At 65.6% G+C, this 22053-nt stretch carries 16 protein-coding genes; 9 read left to right on the top strand and 7 right to left on the bottom strand.

Annotated elements, in window-relative coordinates; translation table 11 throughout:
• Positions 1-2: 2 nt before the first annotated feature.
• From ABQE44_RS11240 to ABQE44_RS11225, 4 genes are all read left to right on the top strand, one after another.
• Positions 3-1550 (top strand): class I adenylate-forming enzyme family protein, encoded by a 1548-nt coding sequence (locus ABQE44_RS11240; RefSeq protein ID WP_448429803.1) that lies wholly within the window; start codon positions 3-5, stop codon positions 1548-1550.
• On the top strand, positions 1550-3658 hold the full coding sequence (locus ABQE44_RS11235; protein ID WP_448429801.1) for a hydantoinase/oxoprolinase family protein: 2109 nt from the start codon (positions 1550-1552) through the stop codon (positions 3656-3658). Before ABQE44_RS11240 ends, ABQE44_RS11235 begins: the two co-directional genes overlap by 1 nt.
• 83 nt (positions 3659-3741) lie before the next feature.
• On the top strand, positions 3742-5940 hold the full coding sequence (locus ABQE44_RS11230) for a hydantoinase B/oxoprolinase family protein (RefSeq protein WP_448429799.1): 2199 nt from the start codon (positions 3742-3744) through the stop codon (positions 5938-5940).
• Between the two features lie 35 nt (positions 5941-5975).
• The gene (locus tag ABQE44_RS11225) at positions 5976-6326 is read left to right on the top strand and encodes an EthD domain-containing protein (protein WP_448429797.1); all 351 of its coding nucleotides are present in this window, start codon (positions 5976-5978) and stop codon (positions 6324-6326) included.
• Between the two features lie 44 nt (positions 6327-6370).
• On the opposite strand, the gene ABQE44_RS11220 is transcribed toward ABQE44_RS11225, so the two are convergent.
• Entirely contained in the window at positions 6371-7120 is a 750-nt protein-coding gene (locus tag ABQE44_RS11220; RefSeq protein WP_448429795.1) for a maleylpyruvate isomerase family mycothiol-dependent enzyme, read from the bottom strand.
• A 140-nt stretch (positions 7121-7260) separates the two neighbouring features.
• On the opposite strand from ABQE44_RS11220, the gene ABQE44_RS11215 reads away from it, so the two are divergent.
• Genes ABQE44_RS11215 through ABQE44_RS11205 form a run of 3 tightly spaced genes read left to right on the top strand, consistent with a single transcriptional unit; the run spans position 7261 to position 13311 of the window.
• Positions 7261-9690 (top strand): acetyl-CoA acetyltransferase, encoded by a 2430-nt coding sequence (locus tag ABQE44_RS11215; RefSeq protein WP_448429793.1) that lies wholly within the window; start codon positions 7261-7263, stop codon positions 9688-9690.
• A gap of 59 nt (positions 9691-9749) precedes the next feature.
• Positions 9750-12152, top strand: coding sequence for a CaiB/BaiF CoA transferase family protein (locus ABQE44_RS11210; protein ID WP_448429791.1), 2403 nt, complete (start codon positions 9750-9752; stop codon positions 12150-12152).
• Positions 12153-12183: 31 nt separating this feature from the next.
• Positions 12184-13311: a nitronate monooxygenase gene (locus ABQE44_RS11205; protein WP_448429789.1), complete on the top strand. Its 1128-nt coding sequence runs from the start codon at positions 12184-12186 to the stop codon at positions 13309-13311.
• 16 nt (positions 13312-13327) lie between these two features.
• Here the strand turns inward: ABQE44_RS11205 and ABQE44_RS11200 are convergent, their stop codons facing one another.
• On the bottom strand, positions 13328-13933 hold the full coding sequence (locus tag ABQE44_RS11200) for a TetR-like C-terminal domain-containing protein (RefSeq protein ID WP_448429787.1): 606 nt from the start codon (positions 13931-13933) through the stop codon (positions 13328-13330).
• A 264-nt stretch (positions 13934-14197) separates the two neighbouring features.
• Here ABQE44_RS11200 and ABQE44_RS11195 point away from each other — a divergent pair, with 264 nt between their 5' ends.
• Entirely contained in the window at positions 14198-15097 is a 900-nt protein-coding gene (locus tag ABQE44_RS11195; RefSeq protein ID WP_448429785.1) for an acyl-CoA dehydrogenase family protein, read from the top strand.
• Here the strand turns inward: ABQE44_RS11195 and ABQE44_RS11190 are convergent.
• Genes ABQE44_RS11190 through ABQE44_RS11175 form a run of 4 tightly spaced genes read right to left on the bottom strand, consistent with a single transcriptional unit; the run spans position 15086 to position 20153 of the window.
• Positions 15086-16492: an aldehyde dehydrogenase family protein gene (locus tag ABQE44_RS11190; protein ID WP_448429916.1), complete on the bottom strand. Its 1407-nt coding sequence runs from the start codon at positions 16490-16492 to the stop codon at positions 15086-15088. The two genes, ABQE44_RS11195 and ABQE44_RS11190, sit on opposite strands and share 12 nt — an antisense overlap.
• A 52-nt stretch (positions 16493-16544) precedes the next feature.
• The gene (locus tag ABQE44_RS11185; RefSeq protein WP_448429783.1) at positions 16545-17426 is read right to left on the bottom strand and encodes a cytochrome c oxidase assembly protein; all 882 of its coding nucleotides are present in this window, start codon (positions 17424-17426) and stop codon (positions 16545-16547) included.
• Positions 17426-18208, bottom strand: a complete 783-nt coding sequence (locus ABQE44_RS11180) for an SDR family NAD(P)-dependent oxidoreductase (RefSeq protein ID WP_448429781.1) — start codon at positions 18206-18208, stop codon at positions 17426-17428. The genes ABQE44_RS11185 and ABQE44_RS11180 overlap by 1 nt, the downstream gene beginning before the upstream one ends.
• Positions 18209-18233: 25 nt before the next feature.
• Positions 18234-20153, bottom strand: coding sequence for a linalool dehydratase/isomerase domain-containing protein (locus tag ABQE44_RS11175; RefSeq protein ID WP_448429779.1), 1920 nt, complete (start codon positions 20151-20153; stop codon positions 18234-18236).
• Positions 20154-20453: 300 nt separating this feature from the next.
• Here ABQE44_RS11175 and ABQE44_RS11170 point away from each other — a divergent pair, with 300 nt between their 5' ends.
• Positions 20454-21143 carry a TetR/AcrR family transcriptional regulator gene (locus ABQE44_RS11170; protein WP_448429776.1) on the top strand — a complete coding sequence of 230 codons (690 nt, stop codon included), beginning with the start codon at positions 20454-20456 and terminating at the stop codon, positions 21141-21143.
• 41 nt (positions 21144-21184) lie between these two features.
• Here the strand turns inward: ABQE44_RS11170 and ABQE44_RS11165 are convergent, their stop codons facing one another.
• Positions 21185-22039, bottom strand: coding sequence for an alpha/beta hydrolase (locus ABQE44_RS11165; RefSeq protein ID WP_448429774.1), 855 nt, complete (start codon positions 22037-22039; stop codon positions 21185-21187).
• Between the last annotated feature and the right edge of the window lie 14 nt (positions 22040-22053).

Genomic DNA, 22053 nt, shown 5'->3' with positions numbered 1-22053 from the left:
CGATGGTCTCCACAGAATTGGTCGTCGCTGATCTCGTCGGCAGACGAGCCCGGCGCAATCCTGACCGCGTCGCCATCCAAGATGCCGACGGTGCGATCACCTACCGCGAGTTGGACCGACTGGTGGACGGGTTGGCGGCGGGGTTCGCGGCTTCCGGGGTCGCAGCCGGTGATCGGATCACGCTACTTGCGTCCAACTCCGCGCAGTACCTACAAGTCCTGCTTGCATGCTCGAGGATTGGTGCCGTGTTGGTACCGATCAACGTGCGGTTGATCGCCGACGAAATCCGCTTCCAAGTGGAGGATGCCGACTCACGTTTCGCGGTGACTGACCCGGAACTGGTCACGGTGGCGACGAACGCTGGGTTGTTCGAACACACGGTCTGGCAGACCGGCCCGGAGCTCAACGAGCTGGCCAATCAAAATGTGGGCGCGCCGGCCGGGCCCCGGCCCGACGCCCGATCTACCCTGACCCAGCTCTACACCTCGGGCACGACGGGCCGCCCGAAAGGATGTTTGCTGAGCCAATCAGCCTGGCTCGCAACTGTTTCGAACCAGATAATGGGGTTCGGCTTCCGCGACGGCGACGTGTTCACGATCGCCAACCCGCTGTTCCACGTCTCGGGAGTAGGGCAGGCTTTGACCGCTTTCGCTGTGGGCGGCACCGTCGTCCTACCGGTATCACCGTCTGCAGACGATATCTGGGCGAGCTGCCGTGAGCATGGGGTAACGGTCGCCGCGTTCCCCGCTGGCCTGGCGGCCGCTCTGCAGCACCCGGCAGCCGCCGACTCCGGCACGGGCCTACGCATGGTTCTCGGTGGTGCCGGCATGGAAAAGGTTGACACGCTCAACCTCTTGGCAGAGAAACTGCCCTCGGCCGAGTTCGCGGGGATCTACGGCAGCACCGAAGCGGGCGGCTATTCGACTCGCAGCACGCTCGACGACGAGGTCACTCGGCCAGACACCATAGGACGCCCGCTGCCGCTAACCGACGCAATTCTGTTGGACGATGCGGGTGTTCTGGTCGAGGTCGGCACAGTGGGGGAGTTGGCGCTACGTGGCGCCAGCACAATGGCCGGCTATTGGAACCTGCCGGCGGAGACGGCTGCGGCGACACGCGACAACTGGCTTCGCACCGGCGATCTGATGCGCTTCGACGAGGAGGGTTACCTGTACTTCGTCGGCCGGTTGAAGGAGATGGTCAAGCCGGGCGGCGAGAACGTCTACACGATCGAGGTGGAGCAGGCGTTGCTGAAGCATCCTCGGGTCAGTGAGGTGGCCGTCATCGGCGTCCCCGACGAACGCTGGGGCGAGGCGGTGAAGGCAGTTGTGGTGATCGACGGTCCGGTCGAACCCCAGGACCTCGACGCGTGGTGTCTGGAACGGCTGGCCCCGTACAAGCGACCAAGGTGGTACGAGTTCCGCGAAAACGCACTGCCTCGCACGGCGATGGGCAAGGTGCCGAAGGCCGAGCTTCGAGCGGGCCATGACCCGAACACGTCAATCCGACTGGGTGAGCGAGACCGCGAGTCCACCGAAATGAGGAACTGATGCAGGCGGATTCAGTGAGACTCGGCGTGGATATCGGCGGAACCTTCACCGACGGCATCGCTCTTACCGCGGACGGCCAATTCGCACAGGCAAAGACCCTGTCCACGCACGACACCAACCCCGCTGACGGGGTCATGACAGCCGTGGCACTGTTGGCCGAGAGTCTCGGTCGTGATGTCGAGACGCTGTTGCAGTCAACAGACCGGTTCAGCCATGGCACGACGATCGGCACCAACCTGGTTGTCGAGCGCAAGGGCACCCGCGTCGGTCTGATCACGACGCGAGGTCACGGCGACAACCTTCGAATCATGCGGGGCGCAGGCAGAGTGGCGGGTCTGCCGATCGACCGTGTTTTCGACGTGCAAAAGACCAAGAAGCCTGCGGCGCTCGTCGCACCCGACTCCGTTCTCGAGATCGATGAACGCGTCGATCGCTACGGAAGGGTGCTGGTCGCTCCCGACCCGCAACGTGTTCGCGCTCAGCTCGCCGAGTTCCTCGAATCGCAGCAGATCGACGCACTGGCGATCAGCCTGCTGTGGTCGTTCAAGAACCCTGTCCATGAGGAACAGATCGCAGCGCTGGCCCGCGACATCCGACCGGATCTGTTCCTCAGCCTGTCCTCACAGGTTTCGCCGCGGCTCGGCGAGTTCGAGCGCACCGTGGCAACTGTGCTCAATGGCTACATCGGTCCGGCGAGCCGCAAGTACATGATCGAGACGGGGCACCGGCTGCGCAGTCGTGGACTGGGCAACGAGCTCTTGATCATGCAGTCCCATGGGGGCGTGGTTCCGGTGACCACCGCGGTCGAGGTCCCCCTGGCAACCCTCGATTCCGGCCCGACCGGCGGCCTGGCCGCCGCAGCCGGTCTTGCGACAACCCTGGAGCATCCCCACGTTGTGGCAACGGACATGGGCGGCACGAGCTTTGATGTCGGGATGGTCGTAGGAGGCGAGCCGGTGCTCGCCGAAGCACGCGTGATCGACCAGTACACGTACCGCGCACCGGCGCTCGATGTGCGCTCGATCGCTTGTGGCGGTGGTTCGTTGGCGTGGATCGATCCTTACTCCAAATCGCTGCGAGTCGGCCCGTCCTCCGCAGGTAGCTATCCCGGCCCGGTGTGCTACGGACGTGGTGGTACTCAGCCGACAGTCACCGATGCCGATCTGGTGCTTGGGCTACTCGATCCAGCCGGATTTTTGGGCGGCACAATGTCATTGGACAGCGACGCCGCTCGCGTCGCGTTGGCCGAGCTGGGTACCGAGTTGGGACTTTCGGTCGAGGAGACCGCGGCCGGAATTCTGCGCATCAACAACAACAACGCCGCGACGTTGATTAGACAACGCACCGTCGAGCAGGGACTGGATCCGCGTGAGTTCATGATCTACGCATTTGGCGGCGCCGGCCCGGTACATGCGTGGGGGTTCGCCGCCGACCTTGGAGCGGCCGGGGTCCTCGTCCCGTTGGGAAACGGCGCATCGGCATTGTCCGCGTATGGAATTGCGTCGAGCGACGTATTCCGGTACTTCGATACCGAGTGCCTGCTTCCGGCCCCGTTCGATCACGAAGAGTTCGATCGCCTGCTGTATCAACTGGAAACGACAGCATCCAAGGCGCTGACGGAGGCCGGTTTCGACGACGGTCAGATACTGCTCGACCGCTTTGCCCTACTGCGCTACGCCGAGCAGTACGCGTACAGCATCCGGCTTTCCTTGCCCGACAGCGACGCCGAGAAATGGACGGCGGAGCTGTCCTCTCGTTTCACCGACGCTTACTCGCGGCTTTATGGTTCCGGAGCGGTGTCGTTGTTCCATGGAATCGAGGCCTTCGCACTACGGGTTCGCGCGCGGGTCGACTCCGGGGCACGTCCCCAGTCACAATCAGGCGGATCGACCCATAGTCACCACGCGACAAAGGACGTGTTCTGGCCCGACGAAATGGACTGGGTGACCACTTTCGTCTGGGACGGCGCCGATCTCGCTGCCGACAGCCAAGTTGACGGTCCGGCGATCGTGCAACTGCCGCATACCTCGGTTTCGGTGCCGCCCGGACACCGGTTGACCCGTGACCTGTGGGGCAATCTCCTGCTGCAGTCTTTGGAGGCGAAGTGACGGCGGACAGCCAAACAGTTCAAGCGGCCCCACCAGCCCGGTACTGGGACGGGGTGCAGCGCCCCTACATGCCTGGGGCTCGGTTGACCATTGCACCGGATCTGTTGCTTCACACCGACGTGGCCGAGGATCTTGATCCGGTCACCTACGAAGTCATCCGGTATTCGCTGCTTCAACTGAACTTCGAGCATGCATCGCTGCTGTGTCGGCTGGCGATCTCGCCCGCGGTGATGATCACCCGCGACATGCAAACGACCTTGCTGACCGAAGACGGCGATGTGCCGTTCATGGGTCCCGGACTGCAGTATTTCGCCACTGCGAGTTCGCTGATCGCGAAGTGGACGCTCGAGCACCGCGCGGCCAATCCTGGTATCCGCGAGGGTGACATGTTCATCTCCAACGACCCCTACGTCGGCTCACCGCATCAGCCCGATACCTGTATCGCCGCACCGGTGTTTGTCGACGGCAGGCTGTTCGGATGGGTCACCAACACGATGCACCATCTCGACCTCGGCGGCATCAAGTTGGGCAGCACCGATGAGGCTGCCGACGATATCTACCATGAGGGCATTTGCCTGCCGCCCACCAAGGTGATGTCCGGCGGCCAGATTCGCAACGACATCGCCGACCTGTTCGCCCGTTCGAGCCGGTTATCCCCCATGGTGGGGATGGATTTGCGCGCGAGCGTCGCGGCCTGCGGCCGGGCGCGAGACCAACTCAGCGCCCTGGTCGCCAAGTACGGCGCCGGAGCCGTCAAAGCGGTGATGCGCGGCACCATGGTCGCGGCTCGGCAGCTTTTCGAGGAGCGGCTGGCCCAGATTCCCGATGGGCGTTGGGTACATCGGGTGTACGCCGAAACCTGTCGCCCGGGGGACGACGGCGTGTACCGGATTCAGGTCGGCGTCACCAAAGAGGGTGGGCGCCTGGTGATCGACAACCGGGGCACTGACCCGCAAGCCGGCTCGCTGAACTGCGGATTCGGGGCCTTCTCAGGTGCGGTGCTGGCCGCGGTCACGGCGAATCTCGTCTCCGACCTGTCGGGTTGCTATGGGGGCGTGTATTCCAACGTCGATTTCGACCTGGAACCCGGGTTGCTCAACTGCGCCGAGTTTCCTGCGGCCGTGGGACCGGTCGGGTCACGCAATGCGATGTTGAACATCAACGCCGCGGCGGTTGCGGTCGCAAAGATGATGTCGTGCGGCACGCCGGCGGTTCGCGCGCGGGCGCTCGGACCCAACACGACGAACTTCTACGGAGCTATCTGCGCGGGATCAACGCCGACGAACGGCCCATTCCAGATGTTCGACGCCGACGGCATGATTGGAGCGCTCGCGGCACGTGCCGACGAGGACGGCGTCGATGCGGGCGGGCACTTTTGGATACCCGAAGGCATCGGCGCCAACGTTGAGCACAACGAGCAGAGCAGTCCGGTCATCGCGCTGTATCGCCGTCTCGTGTCCGGTGGCGCCGCAGGTGCCGGCCGGTTCCGCGGCGGTCGCGGTGTAGAGGTGGGCTACATGATGCACGGGGCTGACGCCGCCGTCCTATCGCTCTACAAGAATGAAACGATTCCCAAGACACAAGGCCTGTGGGGTGCAAACGCAGGATCGCTCGGGGGGATGCGGGTCAAGACCGAGGTCCACGCAGACGCTGTTCTCGCGGAGGGCCGCATCCCACAGGACTTTTCGGAGCTCGATGGTAAGGAAACGCCGCTACCGTACAGCGGGGGCAGCCACCCGCCGATGACTGAAGGCGACATGTGGTCGATGACCAATCCCGTCGCGCCCGGCCATGGGGACCCGCTTTTGCGCGACCCGAACCGCGTAGCCGAAGACGTTACCGAGGGGGCGTGCTCGGTGGAGACCGCGACGTCGACCTACGGCGTCATCTTTGATTCTGCGGGGATTCCCGACGCGGCAGCGACAGCAGAACAGCGGGCAGCCATCCGCCAGATCCGCCTCGGGTACGCGCCCCGACGCGATTTTCCACTCGATGACGCCTCCGACACCGACCGGGTGGGTGATGCGCTGCGTCACGCTGAGGGCGCGTGGTCCTGCCTCTGCGGCGCGGACCTCGGACGCGCGAAATCCTATAAGGAACTACTTCGCCGGCGCGAGACTCCCGGCGATGAGCTGGGCGCCAGCTATGTCTCGCCGGACCCGCAGGCGGCGGCTCGAATGAGCCTGCGCGAGTTCTTTTGTCCGGAATGCGGAGTGAGGGTCGAGGCGGAGTTGGCTCGAGCCGATGACATCGACTTGTGCGACGTCGAGTTCGCCAAATAAGCGTCCACAGCACACAGATAAGGAACCGAACAGCCATGACCGCCAAGCTCATCCTCTTCGTCCGTAGACGTCCCGACCTGACGCCCGAGCAGTTCAAGGAGCGGTATGAAACCGGGCACGTGCCCCTCGCGCATAGTGTCTCGCCCCTACTGCGCAAGTACGTCCGCAATTACCTGACCCAATTTCCCGGCGGTCCCGAACCCGAGTACGACGCGGTGTCGGAGTTCTGGTTCGACAACATGGCGGACCTCGAAGCGACGGTGGGATGGGCGGCCAGCGAAGAGGGCCAGGTGCTCGCTCGGGATGAAGCCGAATTCATCGACCGGGACTCGATGCGTCTCTTCATCGCCGACGAGTGCAATCTCGAGGATGACTCGCTGCGCTGATCGACGATTAGTGCGCAAACCCGCCCAGTGAGCGGGTTGCTGGCCTAGAGGTAGGCCTTGAGCTTCGACAGGGCTGCCTCGGCAAGAGGGCCGTGCGCACGTAGGGCCGAATGCTCTAGGGGCATCCGTCTGACCCCGACGCGGGCGAACTCAGCCGCGGTCCCGGCGATCCGATTCGGCGCGTCCCTCCGACCGAAACGCCACAGGGCTCCGCTGGGGGACACGACCTCGACGACGAGATCGTCGATCGTGTCTGGCATCGAGATTCCGGATTCCATCAATGCATGCGGTATCGCCCGATAGGTGATGTGACAGACGTGGCGAAGCCTGTCGGTGTCGACGGGCGCTACCCCCAGTGCCGTGAAGCAGTCGAGCCCGTGCGCCCAGGTTTCCATGAGGCGAGCCGTGCACAAGCTGACCGCCGACATGAGGTTCGGCCCCCACGGCACCCGTGCCGCAGAGTCAATCCGCCGGAACGCCGCCAACTGGCCAGCCCGGGCCCGTCGCCATGACGACAGGACTTCGTTGCCCGGAGTGTTTCCAGCCGGGATATCGATGAAGGGCGCGTCGCCGGAGGCCACCGCGGCGATGATCTCGGCGAAACGTGCTTCGCCTCCGCCGGTCAGCGACGTTGTTGCCACATCATCGAACATGGCCAAATGAGCGATCTGGTCGCGAACGCTCCAGCCCGCGGCGGGTGTGGGCGTCATCCACTGCGCATCGTCGAGGCCGTCGACCAGATCGTCGAGAACCTGTTGTTCGGCAATCAGATCGTCGAGCACCGGTGAATCCATCGAGGCAATGTCCCTAAGCCGCGCCGTTCGGAAGTGATAATAATAACCAGGTTATATTCTTGCGGCCTCCGGGAGTTTCCCTGGTAAGTACAGCGATAACTCCGCAAAAGATATATCCTGGTTATATATATATTGGCCGGATGGTGTCCCCGGGTAGTTCTAACGGCTCGTCGAGGAGAGGTTTGAAGACTGTGCATACCGAGATCGACGGGCGGACACCAATCATCGTCGGGGTCGGCCAGATAGCCGACCGGATCGAAGATCCGAGGTATCAGGCGCTGTCACCCATCGATCTGGCCGTCGAGGCGGCCCGCGCGGCCGTCGAAAACTGCGGCGCTGACGCTGAAGCCCTCATCGCGGCAATCGATGTCGTCGCGGCCACCAGGCAATTCGAGGATTCGACACCGAGCGCGCCCGCGCCGCTGGGCAAGTCGTCTGCGTTCACGCTGTCCGTGGCGGATCGCCTTAGCGCAAAGCCGCGACGCGCAGTCCTCGAGATCGCCGGCGGGCAGTCACCGCAGCACCTCGTGACCGAGTTCGCCCGCGAGATCGCCGGCGGCAGAGCCGACGTGGTCGTGCTGACCGGCGCCGAGGCGATCTCCACCATCGGGCATCTCGCGAAGTCGGAGAACAAACCGGACTTCTCCGACGATCCCGACGACCCGGAGGGTGTCTTCGAGGACCGTGGCTTCGGCCTCAAGGGCCTTGTCACCCTGGAGCAGATCGGGCACGGTCTGATCAACGCGCCCGTGCAGTACGCACTTTTGGAGAATGCGCGGCGTTCGGCCCGGGGGCAGTCGCGCGCCGAATATGCGAAGGCGATGGGTGAACTGTTCGCCCCGTTCACCGACATCGCCGCCGCCAACCCGCTGGCGGCGGCTCGCGATGTGCGATCTGCAACAGAACTCGTCACGGTGACCGAACGCAACCGCGTGATCGCCGAGCCCTACACCCGCTTCCTGGTCGCTCGTGATCTGGTGAACCTGGCCGCAGCGGTGGTGTTGACCTCCGTGGCGACCGCACGCCGCCTCCGTATCGCCGAGGAAAACTGGGTGTACCTGCACGGTCAGGCCGAACTACGCGAGCGGAACCTGCTCGAACGCAACAACCTTGGCGAAGCGCCCTCAGCGGCGATGGCGGTACGGCATGCCCTCGAGGTGGCCGAGATCGGCATCGACGACGTCGACTTCTTCGACTTCTACTCGTGTTTTCCCATCGCCGTCTCCAACATCACCGATGCGCTCGGGCTCTCCCCGCATGACCCGCGGGGACTTACACTCACCGGCGGCCTGCCCTACTTCGGAGGGCCCGGCAACAACTACTCGATGCACGCCATCGCCGAGGCGGTCGAACGCGTACGGGCCAAACCAGGCAGCCGTGCGTTGGTGTCCGCCAACGGTGGCGTGCTGTCGAAGACATCGGTCGGCATCTACAGCACGACACCGAGCCCGCTGCGCCAAGACGCCAGCGCGACCTTGCAGCGCGAGATCGATGCGCTCGACGCCCCCCGACACGCCCTCCGCCCCAACGGATGGGCCACTATCGAAACCTTCACTGTCGAACACAAGCGTAAAGGCAAGAACGGCATCGTTATCGGCCGGCTCGTCGCAAACGGTGACAGGTTCCTCGCGCTCGTCGCACCCGAAGACGACGAGTTGATGGAACTGTTGCAGAACGTCGATGACCCGATCGGCCAGTCCGTCTACGTCACGGCGCTGGGCTATGGCAACCGAGTCACCATGTCGGAGGCCAAGGCCGCCGCACTCTTCCCGAAGCGGCCGCCGAGGCTGCGTGAGAACTATGAGTTCATCACGGTGCACCGGGACGGCCGCGTCCTGGAGGTCACGATCAACCGGCCCGACCTGCGCAACTGCCTGCACCCACCTGCACATGAGGAACTGGACGAAGTGTTCGACGCCTACTTCGCCGACGACGACCTGTGGGTGGCCATCATCACCGGCGCCGGCGACAAGGCCTTCTGCGCGGGCAATGACCTGATCCACAGCGCCAGCGGCAAACCCTTGTACGTCCCGTTCAACGGGTTTGCCGGGCTGACCAGCCGTCGCATGCACAAACCGGTCATCGCCGCGGTGAACGGTTATGCGATGGGTGGCGGATTCGAGACAGCGATGGCCTGCCATCTGATCGTGGCCTCCGAATCGGCGACGTTCGCGCTCAGCGAGGTCAGGGTTGGGCTCATCGCCGGGGCTGGTGGCCTGATACGGCTGCCCCGCGCCATCCCGCCCAAGGTGGCCTACGAGCTGATCCTGACCGGCGCCCGCATCGACGCGGCACGTGCGCACGAGCTAGGTGTGGTCAACCGGCTCGCACCCGACGGCCAAGCTCTGAAGGTCGCCCGCGAGCTGGCCGCCGAGATCATTGCGGGATCGCCTACGTCCGTGCGACTTTCACTCGAGCTGATGCAGCAGACCGAAGCCATCGCCGACACCGTGGAAGCCGTCCGTAATACCCCCTCCGATGTCGTCGACGAGCTGATGACGAGCGCCGACGCCTTCGAGGGTATGACGGCGTTCGCCCTCAAGCGCGCTCCGAAGTGGAAGAACCATTGAGCGATCCGATGTCTCGCGCCGCGTTCCGGCCATCACTGCAAGACGAAAGGTAGGCATAGATGCCTGACACCGCACTCCCGCTCACCGGCGTCCGCGTGATCGATTTGACCGACGGCGTCGCAGGGGTGACGGGGCGCTTCCTCGCCGACCTGGGAGCCGACGTCGTGCTCGTCGAACCACCCCAGGGGGTGCCGTCGCGTCATCGGCAGCCACTGCACGCAGGGCATGGCCTTCGGTTCGCGACCGCCCACGCCAACAAGCGCGGAATCGTGCTTGACCTGACCGGTGGGCCGGGCCGCGAGGCCCTGCTGGCACTAACCGACGCCGCCGACGTCGTGCTGGAAGCCTTCGCGCCCGGGTATCTCGCCGGTCTGGGGCTTGGGCACCGCGACCTACGCTCCCGCAACCCGCGACTGGTGGTCGCGTCGATCACGAACTTCGGCCAGGACGGCCCCTACCGCGACTGGAAGGCCTCCGAACCGGTCCTGACGGCGATGTCGGCCGCTCTCACGCGGTCGGGCGCACCCGGGCGCGAGCCGCTGGTCCCACCCGGCGAACTCGCCGGCGAGACGGCCGCCGTCGAGGCGGTGTTCGCCGTATTGCTGGCGTACTACCAGGCCACGGTGAGTGGAATCGGCGACTACGTCGACTGCGCGTTACTGGACCTGGTGGTCCGGGGTCTGGACCCCGGCTTCGGCGTCGGCGGGTCGGCGACGATGGGCCAGCCGCAGATCAACGCGCCGCTCGAGCGTCCCGACCGGCGGATGCTGTATCCCATTCTCCCGTGTCGCGACGGGCATGTTCGGATGTTCATCGCCTCGGCGAAGCAATGGCGCGCGATGTTCGACTGGCTGGGAAGGCCCGAACACCTTGCGGATCCGGGACTAGAGCAGATGTTCACCCGGCTCATGCACTGGGACGCGATCCGCACCGCGTTGATCGACCTGTTCGCCGACCAGACCCGCGACGAAATCGTCACCCGCGGTAGAGAACTCGGTATCGCCGTCGCTGCACTGCACACCGCACAGGAGGTGCTGGGTTCCGAACACATCCGCGTGCGCAAATCATTTGTCCGCGCCGAGATCGCACCCGGGCTGACCGCCGACATCGCGAACGGATTCCTCGAAGTCGACGGGTATCGGGCGGGTTTCCGACGCCGCGCCCCGAGCCTGGGTGAACATAACGCCGAGGTGCTCGGCGAAGCAACCGGCACACCTGCCGCGGGCGTTGCATCCCCTGCGCCCACCACCGTGCGGCCGCTCGCGGGCCTGCGCGTACTGGATCTCGGGGTGATCGTCGTCGGCGCGGAGACCGGCCGGCTTCTCGCCGACCAGGGCGCTGAGGTCATCAAGGTGGAGAACCGCGAGTTCATCGACGGCCTCCGCCAATTCGACCAGCCCGAAACCTGTAGCTACACCGCCGCATTGGGTAATCGCGGCAAACGCAGCATCGGGCTGAACCTGCGTAGCGCCGCCGGCAAGGAAATCTTCAAGAACCTCGTCTCCGAATCTGATGTGGTGCTCAGCAATTTCAAGCCAGGAACCATGGAGTCGCTGGGCCTTGACTACCAGACCCTGCGGGCGGTCAATCCGCGCATCATCTACCTGGAGAGCAGTGCGCTCGGCAGCACCGGTCCATGGAGCAAGCAGATGGGATACGGGCCCTTGGTCCGCGCCACTGTCGGGCTCACCCAGTTGTGGCGACATCCCGACTCGGCGGAGGCCTTCGGTGATGATCTGACGGTTTATCCGGATCATTCCGCTTCGCGGGTGGGTGTGGCGGCCGTGATGGCGGGGCTGGTCTCCAGGGAACGCACCGCGAAAGGGTGCCAGATCAGCCTCGCGCAAATGGAAACGATCTTCGGCCAGCTCGCCACCGACTATCTGCGGGAGGCATTGCAGCCGGGTTCCATGACCGCCCGCGGCAATGTCGGCGAGTTCGACGCTCCGTCAGGGGTGTACGCGTGCACGGGTGAAGACGCCTACTGCGCCGTCGACGTGAACGGTGACGACCAATGGATCGCGCTGGCACATGCGATCGGCAGGTCCGACCTGGCGGCGAACCCCGCCTACGCCACCGCGCAGGACCGGGTCGCCCGCCGAGACGAACTGGATGCAGTGGTGACGGTCTGGATTGCGTCGAAGACGCCGTGGGAGGCGCAGGATCAGCTGCAGGCAGCCGGGGTTCCCGCCGGCGCCGCCGCGCATGTCGGCGATCTGCTTTCCAATCCCCAGTTGGCGGCGCGCCGGCAGCTGGGCGCGCTTCGGCAGCCGGGCTTCGCCGAACCGCTGGACGTCGACATGGCCCCCGCATTGTTCGAGCACATCGACGAACCGCAACTGCGGCCGGCACCGCTGATGGGCGCAGACACGCTCGATATCTGCTCGAACCTGCTCAAGATGCCCGACGAAGAGATCGACAGGCTCATTGCCGACGGTGTCCTCGAAACCCCGACCGGCTAGACCGCCAGGATCAGCAGGAGAACACGTGGCGATGCGCACCCCATTCACCGATCTCATCGGGATCCATCACCCGCTGGTGGGATTCAATCGCTCACCCGCGGTGGTCGCGGAGGTGACTAGAGCGGGTGGGCTGGGTGTGCTGGCCGCCACGGCCTACACCCCAGCGGAGTTGGACGCGCAACTGACGTGGATCGAAGAACAGGTGAACGGCCGCCCCTATGGCGTCGATCTCCTGGTGCCCGAGAAAGTGGCGGTCGGTGATCCGGACGACCTGATCGCGAGCCTGCGGTCACAGATCCCCGACGAGCACCGACGGTTCGTAGCCGATCTCCTCGCCAAGTATGAAATACCCGAGTTACCTTCTGATGCAACACCGTTGATCAACGACGACATCGCAGCCGCGCTCAACCCGGACGGTGTCGACGCGCTGCTCGACGTCGTGTTCGAGCATCCGATCGCCCTGGTGGCCAATGCGCTCGGGACGCCGCCGACAAGCCTGGTGGAGCGCGCAAAGGCCAACGGCATCGTCGTCGCGGCGCTGGTGGGCCAGGCCAAGCATGCCCGTCGTCAGGTGGCCGCAGGAGTCGACGTGTTGATCGCCCAGGGCACCGAGGCCGGCGGGCATACCGGCACCATCGCCACGACAGTGCTGACGCCCGAGGTGGTGTCGGTCGCCGAGGGGCGCCCGGTGCTGGCCGCCGGCGGCATCGCGACCGGTGAGCAGATGGCTGCTGGCCTGGCGCTGGGGGCCGCGGGCGTGTGGTGTGGGTCGGTGTGGCTCAACAGTTTCGAAGACATCACCCCGTTGCCGATCAAGCAGAAGTTCCTGGCCGCCGCCAGCATCGACACAGTCCGCTCGCCGCTGCGTACCGGCAAGCCCGCCAGGCAACTGCGCAGCGCCTATCACGCCGAGTGGGACGGCCCGAACAGTCCCTCGCCCCTGCCCATGCCGCTGCAACCCATGTTGGTGAACGAAGCCTTCAACCGGATCGACGCGGCCGCGGCAGACGGACACGCCGGCGCGCTGGAGTTGGAGACGTTCTTCATCGGCCAGGTGGTCGGATCGTTCACGACGCTGCGACCCGCACGCGAGATCACGCTCGACATGGTGGCCGACTGCGAAGAACGGCTGCGCGCACTGGCCGCCGCGATCGGGTAGCCCGGGCCGCTGGCGGTCACGTCGACGCGGTGTCCCTGGCCAGCACGAGATCGACCACTGCTTCGGTGTATTTGTCGCTGTCGCGAGCCAGGCGTGCGCGCCGCGACGGCGGTGTGGTCAAGCAGCGCATCAACAACGCGCCGAACAGCGCATCGAGAAGCATCGTCACGCCCGTGCCGCGCGGCAGCTCCCCGCGGGCGACGGCGCGTCGCACGATCTTGCGGGTGGCGGACACGTTGGCCCCGACGAACTCCTCCCAACGGGGTGCGAGTTCGGAAACCATGCGCGCTTCCGTGGACAACCGCAGAAGTACGTCGCCCGTGTCGCCGGTGAGCAGGCGCATGATGCCGCGCGCGAGCGCCAGAAGGTCACCGCGGACAGTGCCCGTGTCGATGTCCAGCGGTAGATCGACCGCCGTCTCGATAGTGTCGAGCAGCAGGGACGTGGTGTCAGACCAACGCAGATAAATCGACGACTTACCCACTCGTGCTTCACGGGCCACCGCTTCAATGCTGAACCCGGCCCACCCAGACTTGGCGTAGACCCGCGTTGCGGCGGTATGGACGCGACGGTCCAGTTGCGGATCACGGGGCCGTCCAGCACCGGTGTTGGTCTGTGTCATCTGGAAAGCCTCGGTTTCGTTTGACTCGAACCTGCACGACCATATCGCGACGGGCGAAATGGACGAGATGAAGTCGTCGGCCCCACTAAAAGTGGACGGCAGGCGTACAGTAATCGCAATCTAGGGCCTGACGCTGGCGGCCGGAACGGAGGAACCCGTGGGCGCCGTAATGGAGCTGGCCGCGTTCGTCGGGGCGGTCACCGAAATACTCGATAAGAGCTGGGGTGATGCGACCGCCGCTGAAACCGGCGAGATCGAAGAGCTTTGGGGCGCCGCGGCCGAGCACGGCTGGTTCGAACTCTCCGACGTCGGCGCGCTCGATTTCGCGGTGGCAACGGAACGAGCGCGGGGGCGTGCCGCCGCCTCGGCTACTCTGAGCCCGAGGCGGGATCGGACCTTGCGTCGCTGCGCACCCGCGCTGTCCGCGACGGTGACGACTGGGTGGTCAACGGCCAAAAGCTCTGGACTACAGGAGGACACGCCTCGGACTGGGTCTGGCTTGCCGCGCGTACGGACCCCGACGCCAAACCGCGACACGCCGGCATCACGGTGTTCCTCTTCCAGTTGGACACCCCCGGGGTCACCATCCGACAGCACACCGCCCTGTCGGGGGAGGTGTCGTGCACGGTCTTCTACGACGACGTCCGGATACCGGATTCCGCGCGGGTCGGGGAGGTCAACGGCGGCTGGGCGGTGATCGTCGATGCCCTTGCAGAGGAACGTATTCTGATGGGCAACATCGCGGCGGCGCTGCACCGTCAACTCGACGATCTGCTCGATCTCGTCGCCGAGGATCCGGTGCGACTGGTGGGCGAGCGCGGTTCGGCCAAGCGGGCCACCATCACCGACCTCGCCGTCCGCGTGCACGCCACCAGGGCGTTGGTCACCGCGGCCGTCCGGGCCAGCGCGACCGATCTCGGCGCCATGTTCGACGCGGCGATGGCCGGCGTGATGGGCGGAGAGCTCGCAGAGGATTTCGGTGAGGCGACGTTACAGATCTTCGGCCCCGCTGCCGCGTTGAGCGGCGACGGCACCGACGCGTCGATTCCCGGGGGCGGTGCATTCGAATACGGGCTGCGGCAGTCGATCATGTACGTGGTGGGCGGCGGCACCAACGACGTCCAGCGCGGCCTGATCGCCCGCGGACTCGGACTACCTCGCTAGCCGCCGCGCGGCCGCGCGGCGTTCCCAATTGATATATGCCCGCAGCCCCCACGCGAGCGTAGGGGAGTACGGCGGCGTGATCAGCTCGGCGAAACTCAACGGAAGCTTGCTTCGGGTCACCGTTCGGTGGTGGGTGAACGTGTCGAATCCCGTCTTCCCGTGGTATGCGCCCCAACCGCTGTGCCCGACTCCGCCGAACGGTGCTTCCATGACGGCGCAATGCAGGGCGAAGTCGTTGACCGCCACGCCTCCGCTTTGCGTTCGCTCACAAAACTTCTGGAAATCGGAGTCGGTCCGGCCATACCAGTAGGCGGCCAACGGCGAGGGGCGTGCCGCGATGTAGTCGCAGACGCCGTCGATGTTGTCGTAGGGCAGGACCGACAACACCGGCCCGAACACTTCCTCATTGCTGATACGCATGCCGTCGGTGACGCCGAGCACCACGGTCGGTGGGATCCGGCGTCTTGCGCGATCTAGCGGTGTGCCGCTGTCGTGAACCGTGGCGCCCTGTGCCCTGGCGTCTTCGATCAACGAGGTGACGCGGTCGAAGTTCTTCGCGTCGACGATGCTGACCAGCCCCGCCCCACCGTCCTGCGAGGCGGCCAGCCGGCCGTGCGCGAGCGCCGCCGCGACAAAGGAATTCACCTCGGCGCGGGGAACGAACACGTAGTCCGGGCACAGGCAGATCTGTCCGCCGTTGGCCACCCGGGCCGCCATCACACGCTGCGCCATGGCAGGGATGTCGACGTCGGCTGCGATGACGGCCGGGTTCTTTCCACCGAGTTCGAGCGTGACCGGCACCAAGTTCTGCGCCGCTGCGGCGGCGACCTTGGCCCCAACCCCCGGTGAGCCGGTGAAGAACAGGTGGTCGAACGGCAGTGCGCTGAACGCCGCACCGATATCGGCTCCGCCGGTGATCACCGTCAGCTCGGTCGGTGCGAAGTATTCGGCTGCCGTGGCGGCGAACAGCTCAGCGGTGCGCGGGGTGACTTCCGAGAATTTGATCATCACGCGGTTGCCTGCGGCGAAGGCGGACGCGGCCGGCTGGACCACGAGGCTGACGGGAAAGTTCCACGGTCCGATGACGCCCACGACGCCGAGTGGCTTCTTCTCCACCACGGTGGGCATCCCCATCAGAAGACCCGATCTGATCCGCTGGGGCCGCATCCATGTTTCGAGGTGGCGCCGGGTGGCCTTGATGTCAGGCAGGATGCCCACCGCCTCGGACAGCAGGTTCACCACGTGCGGCCGATTACCGAAATCGGCTTGCAGTGCCGTGGAGAACCGGTCGGCGTTCTCGGTGAGAAGCAGTATCAGCCGGTCGATCCGGTCGCGGCGGACCGCTGCCGACGGGAGGCCGGCCGCGAGAAAGTCTGCGCGTTGGGCGTCGAGCAGATCGCGCAGCGTGGGGGAAGGATGATCGGCTGCGGGCGCCGAGAACACGCCGTCACTGGACATTACGTCTCGCTTCCGGGTGCTGCGCTGGTTGACGTGGCTGCAGTCGGCGGGCCAGCGGCAGGGCCACCGCCGCGCAGGTGACGAGCATGACCACCCCACCGAGCCGCTGGTCGGTGATACCCGACAGCCCGATCACCGTGTGGTCAGCCATGATCGGAGACGGCAGGATAACCGCCGCCAAGCCCAGGATCGCCGCCACTTCCTGCCCGATGAGAAGCGCGCGAAGTCGTACCGCGGTGGTGACCCGACCGGCGGTGAGCAGGATGGCTGCCCAGTACGTGGTTCCGACCCCGATGACCAGCACAATGAGCCACAGCGGGACGGCGGTCAACGCCATGGCCTTGGAATGCACGCCGGGCAGGTGCGATCCGATCAACAGTGCCGAGTTGAGCACTACCGCCACGACCACCAACGACGTCCAGGATGCCGAACGGGTCGGGGCTGTCGCCGGCCGGGGTCGCCGTGTCGAGATGAGCAGCAGCGGCACCGCCACCAACAGCGCCTCCAGCACCACCATGCCGACAAGGTGTGATTGCAGTGCGATCGCACGCACCGGTTCGCAAACCGCAAGGCCCACCAACCCGCCTGCCGTCAGGACTGCGGGGATTCGGTCGCGGGTGAGCGCCCACCAGGTGAACGCCGCAGCCGTCACCACGGCGGCCACCGTGACGGCTGCGTTCCAGGAAATCGGCGAGGCATGGACGTGCATACCGGTATGGGGATCACCCGAGGACGTCGTCTTGGCGGCACCGAAGAGGATCGCCGCGACCACCACGGCGACACCGATCTCGGCGCCGGCCGCGAGCCACAGGCGCGGCCACGGCGGCCGGTTGTCGGTCAACGAGGTGGCCTCGACTGCTGATGTCGCCATTACGGATTCTTGACCAACGTCGGTAGTCGCTTCTGGGAAACGACGCGCGCTGCGACGGCGGCGAACGTCGACCCTTTACCGACGCGCGCCTGTGTCTTGCCTGCGGCCAGCGCGTCATACCCGCTGCGGGCCACCTCGACCGGCGAGCCGGCCTTGTTCTTTTCGAACAGGTTGTGCAGCAGTGACTTTCCGCGGAACGCGTCGATCCCGCCGGCTTGGGCGAACTTCGTCTGTGTCGCCCCTGGGGTCAGGCAGGTGACCGTGACGCCGAAGGGCTTCAGTTCGGCGGCCAGCGCGTACGTGAAGGTGTTGACATAGGACTTGCTGGCGCAGTAAGCGGCCATCCGCGTCGAGGGCACCATGCCCGCGGTCGAACCGACGTTGAGGATCTTGCCGTGGCCACGTTGCTTCATCGCGCGGCCGAAAAGCATCGATGCCATGGTCAACGTGATCACGTTGAGCTCCAACATGTTCGCCACACGTTCTGTCGACAGCTCGACCGCCTCGCCGAAGCAGGCGAACCCCGCGTTGTTGATCAGGACGTCGGGGAGCCAGTCGTTGTCCTGGCACCACTGCAACAAGGCCTCGGCGGCGTCGGGTTTGGCCAGGTCCATCTGCAGTGTCTGCAGCCGCGAGACACCGAACCGGAAGTCCTCGGGCAGCTGATCGAGCTCGGCCTGCAGCAGGCTGACCGCGAGGACCTCCGAGCCGTCCTGCAGGTACAGCTTGGTGAATTCCTTGCCGATGCCCGAGCCGGCGCCGGTGACGAGAACCTTCTGCATGGGTCGAAGACCTTTCCTGAACCGTCTAGGGCGCGGGAGCCAAAGCGACTTCGGTGCGTCCGGTGAGATCGACCGAGACCGTTGCGCGGCCGCGGTTGTCAGCGATCACCAGATCATCGACCGCACCATGGACGCGGTATTGCTGGCCCGGAACGAGTCGCTTGATCCCGAGATGCGCCCGCGTCGGGTTTGCGCCCGGCCACAACACCATCCGGAGGTCCGCTCCGTCGGTGCGCGCCGAGGCGACCAAGACGTCGGGATACGCGGCCTCGTCGAGGACGGGTCCGGTCAGCGTGGCCGGGTCGGGGCCGTCGGCGATCAACGCGCGGAACCCACCGGGCGGGCTGAATCGGGCCACCGCCAGCATCGCGTTCATGTTGGTCGACAACTCGTCATACCAGCGGGTGCCGTTGGTCTCGGTGGGCGGGGATTGCCGGTCCAGCGACGCCGCGAGCACGTCGTAGAGTTCGGTGTCTCCCATCTCGGCGGCCCCCCACATCACCGGCACGAACGAAGCCACCTGGCTCTTCTTGTAGTTGCCGGTGTCGATGGCGTCCCAGCCGCGCAGCGCGATCGTCGGTTCGGCGCCGGAGGTGTCGACGAACTCGCGTCGGACAATGGTCCAACACCGTTGTGCCAGCTCGGGATCGAACGCGTGAAGCATAGTGGCCAGACCGCTGTCGGCGATCGTCGACGTGAGCATGGGGATGGTGACACCGAGCCGAGCGGACCGGATGGCGGTCACCCGGCCGTCGGGGGTGATGAACTCGTCGTGCACTGCCCGTCGGAACTCGTCACCGACGGATTCGATGAAGCGGGTGTCGTGCAACCGGTCCGACAGCATCAACGTGTTGATGCCGGTCATGTTGCAGGCGCTGTAGACCCAGTTCGGCTCGCACGGGAACAGCGTCATCTCCGAGCGCGCCATGTTGTCGTGTACCGCGGCACTGACCATGTCGTGGTTGTAGGGCCAGGTGCGCTTGCCCAGCCGGAACGGCAGCGCGCCGCGGCGGCGGTACCGGTCATCGCCGGTGTTCGACTCGTAGGTGCCCAACATCATGCCGAGGTATCCGGACAGCATGACGTTGTCGCGCTTCATGGGGTCCCAGTCGAGGCTGAGGTTGCCCCACATCTGCTCGTAGGCCCAGTAGCGCCACACCGGCGGTAGCGTCAGCTTATCGATCAGGTTGCGTTGTGCTGCTGAAAGGTATCCGGAAAACGATGGAGTGCAGTGCAATTGGGACATCGCCAGCGCATACTGCAGAAAGTTGAGCTGGTAACGCGTGGCTGCGGGTTGAAACTGGTCGACCTTGGTGAACCCGTCGAACCTGTCCAATGGCTGCAGAGCCCGATCGAACAGCGATCGCAACGTCGCCAGGTCGTCGACGGAAAGTTCGTCGCGAGCCGAGTCCTTGGGGCGCGGATCGATGCGGGCCACCGTGGCGAGGTAGCGTGCGCGCTCGCGGCCGCGCTCCTGGGCGGTACGAAAGGCGCGTCGGCGGGCCACGGTCCCGGCCGCGGCGACGGTCACCAGCGCGGCCGGAACCGCCAGGCGAGCGCCGTCCCATGTCGCGCGTCCGCGGTCGGCCTGCCTGCGGGCGTTGAGCACGGCCGCGAGCCAGACCAGCGGCGGCGCCAGGATATTGCCGCTGCCGAACCAGGCCACCAACGATGCGGCGAACCCGCCGAGGGTGGCCAGGAATCGAAACGGGCTGCGGGTGTAGATGTAACCGCCACCGGGGACCAGCGCCCCGAGCGCCGCCGCCCGGTGACCCGATCGCCTGCTGAACGAGGAGATCAGGGTGGCGGCGGTGCCGAACAGCGCCGCGCCGATCGCGGTGCGGCGCAGCAGCCGTCGGACCGCGGGACCGTTCGGCTGGTTCGGGACGGTCAAGGGGTATCCGACATCGGTGTCATGCTCGGGTTCGACCGTGGACAGTGTCATCGCGAAGTGCTCCTCGACGTCGTGGTGGCAGCGTGTGATTCAGGTGACCACCGGGCGACAGGCACGGAAGTCTCCCGACCGCGATTGCGGCGGAGCCGGCGAACGACCGACCCGAACAGAGCGGCGGCCAATGCGCAGCACGCCATCAGTCACACCAACCGGTAGAGATCAACATGTGGTCCCTTCCACACCCGCAGGGCGGGCGTGATTTCAGCCGAAGTCTAATACCGACGCCGTCCGTCGGCAATAGGCTGGGAAGCGCAGTGTCTAAACTCGACCGACGAAAGGACACAGGACGCGATGAGTGCGGGCCAGGCCGATCGAGCGGGTGGGCGTGATCGAGAACGCCGCGCGCGAACACGCAAGCCAGGTGCGGGTCGCCGGCGCGATCCGACGATCGACGACAGGGTGCGGCAGGCGGCTCGTACGCTGTACGCGCGGGAAGGTTGGGCGGGCTTTCATTTCGAGGGAGTGGCGCGGGCGGCCGGCGTCAGCAAAGACGCGGTGTACCGCAGATATTCGGACGCCGAGGCCCTGCTTCTCGATGCTCTCTCAGACCAGTCGGTGCCGACGCTCGTCGACGATCGCCCGATAGAGGAGGCACTGGTCGTTTTTGCCTGCGACGTGTTCGCCTATTTCGCCAGCGGCAACGGTTACGCCAACCTGCGAGTTCACATTGACGGTGCCCGATACCCCAATGTGCTTCAGCAGTACCGCGATCGGGTGGTGAATCCACAGATAACGCAGGCGGTTTCGGTGCTCGAAAAGATCAAGCAGGCCGGGGCGCTTGATCCTGAGACGCCGACCGGCGCGGTGGTGGCGGCGCTGGGCGGTGCGGTGATCGTCTTGGCGCTGGCGGGGGGCTCGCGTCTGGACGACGATGGCCAACCCGATGCCGACGTCGTGCGCCAACTGACCGAGGTAGTTCAGCAGCTCCTGCATGGTCGACTCACCGAAATGCCGGGTGAAACCATACCGCGAAACGGATGAGGTCATTCCGAATGCCGTTCCGGCACAATGGTCGCCGTCGATCAAGGACCGTCGACCGGGTTTGTGTTGGCTTGTAGGAACTGGAGAACATGATCCGCGGCCGAGCGCCATTGCGGATCGAGCATCATGTCGTGACAAGGCGCATTGAGCAGTACCGGTGACACCCGGTAGGCATTCGCGGTCGCGCGCTGGCTCTTCTCGCCGAACAGGGCGTCGCCGCGCGATCCGATCACCAGGATCGGCGGAAGCTCGGGCGGTACCTGCTCGAAGCGCCGGACGAGATCCCTTATGGCGCGCCGAGACTCCGGGCCCAGCCGGGTCCGGTACGCCTCCGCCTCTGCGCTGCTGAGCCTGTTGCCGAAGAACGGGGTGTCGTTCACAGCAGATTCCACCGGGCGTCCCACCGCTATCCGAATGCCGTTGACCAACGCCCTTGGCCGGTTACCCCGCAACACATCAGCGAACCGGCTGCGGCCCAACCCTCCTGCGGTCGCCGAGGCGAACAGTACGGCGGCACACACCGTGTCCGCGTATTCTGCGAGGTATCGCTGCAGAATCGCGCCACCCATCGAGTGCCCGATCAGCACCGGCTTGCGGTTCAGTCTGTCGACCACCTGCACGACGTCGTCGACGTAGTCGGAAAGCCCCAGTCGGTGCAGTTGTTCGCGACCGGAACTGGCGCCATGCCCTCGCAAGCTGACCGCAATCGAGTCGTAGCCACGGTCCGCGAAGAAGTGCAGGAAATGATGCCAGCACCAGGCTGCATGGCAGACGCCGTGGATGAATACCACCGGCGGCGCCGACGTCCTCGGTCCGGCCCGGATGACCTCGAGATGACGATCGGTGAACCGCCACGTCTCGGCCCGGATACCTGAAGTGCGTTCTTCGGCGGCCATCTCGATCTCTCAGG

The sequence above is a fragment of the Mycolicibacterium sp. XJ2546 genome (genome assembly GCF_053483195.1).
Note: the sequence above shows the minus strand (reverse complement) of the source record. Positions and strands in the feature narration are given on the sequence as shown.

What these genes read in the sequence shown, in the direction of transcription:
- ABQE44_RS11180 (WP_448429781.1), bottom strand. Translation starts at nt 18,208, where the DNA reads ATGCAGAAGGTTCTCGTCACCGGCGCCGGCTCGGGCATCGGCAAGGAA.
- ABQE44_RS11240 (WP_448429803.1), top strand. Translation starts at nt 3, where the DNA reads ATGGTCTCCACAGAATTGGTCGTCGCTGATCTCGTCGGCAGACGAGCC.
- ABQE44_RS11165 (WP_448429774.1), bottom strand. Translation starts at nt 22,039, where the DNA reads ATGGCCGCCGAAGAACGCACTTCAGGTATCCGGGCCGAGACGTGGCGG.
- ABQE44_RS11205 (WP_448429789.1), top strand. Translation starts at nt 12,184, where the DNA reads ATGCGCACCCCATTCACCGATCTCATCGGGATCCATCACCCGCTGGTG.
- ABQE44_RS11185 (WP_448429783.1), bottom strand. Translation starts at nt 17,426, where the DNA reads ATGGCGACATCAGCAGTCGAGGCCACCTCGTTGACCGACAACCGGCCG.
- ABQE44_RS11235 (WP_448429801.1), top strand. Translation starts at nt 1,550, where the DNA reads ATGCAGGCGGATTCAGTGAGACTCGGCGTGGATATCGGCGGAACCTTC.
- ABQE44_RS11210 (WP_448429791.1), top strand. Translation starts at nt 9,750, where the DNA reads ATGCCTGACACCGCACTCCCGCTCACCGGCGTCCGCGTGATCGATTTG.
- ABQE44_RS11170 (WP_448429776.1), top strand. Translation starts at nt 20,454, where the DNA reads ATGAGTGCGGGCCAGGCCGATCGAGCGGGTGGGCGTGATCGAGAACGC.
- ABQE44_RS11200 (WP_448429787.1), bottom strand. Translation starts at nt 13,933, where the DNA reads ATGACACAGACCAACACCGGTGCTGGACGGCCCCGTGATCCGCAACTG.
- ABQE44_RS11175 (WP_448429779.1), bottom strand. Translation starts at nt 20,153, where the DNA reads ATGACACTGTCCACGGTCGAACCCGAGCATGACACCGATGTCGGATAC.
- ABQE44_RS11215 (WP_448429793.1), top strand. Translation starts at nt 7,261, where the DNA reads ATGGTGTCCCCGGGTAGTTCTAACGGCTCGTCGAGGAGAGGTTTGAAG.
- ABQE44_RS11220 (WP_448429795.1), bottom strand. Translation starts at nt 7,120, where the DNA reads ATGGATTCACCGGTGCTCGACGATCTGATTGCCGAACAACAGGTTCTC.
- ABQE44_RS11225 (WP_448429797.1), top strand. Translation starts at nt 5,976, where the DNA reads ATGACCGCCAAGCTCATCCTCTTCGTCCGTAGACGTCCCGACCTGACG.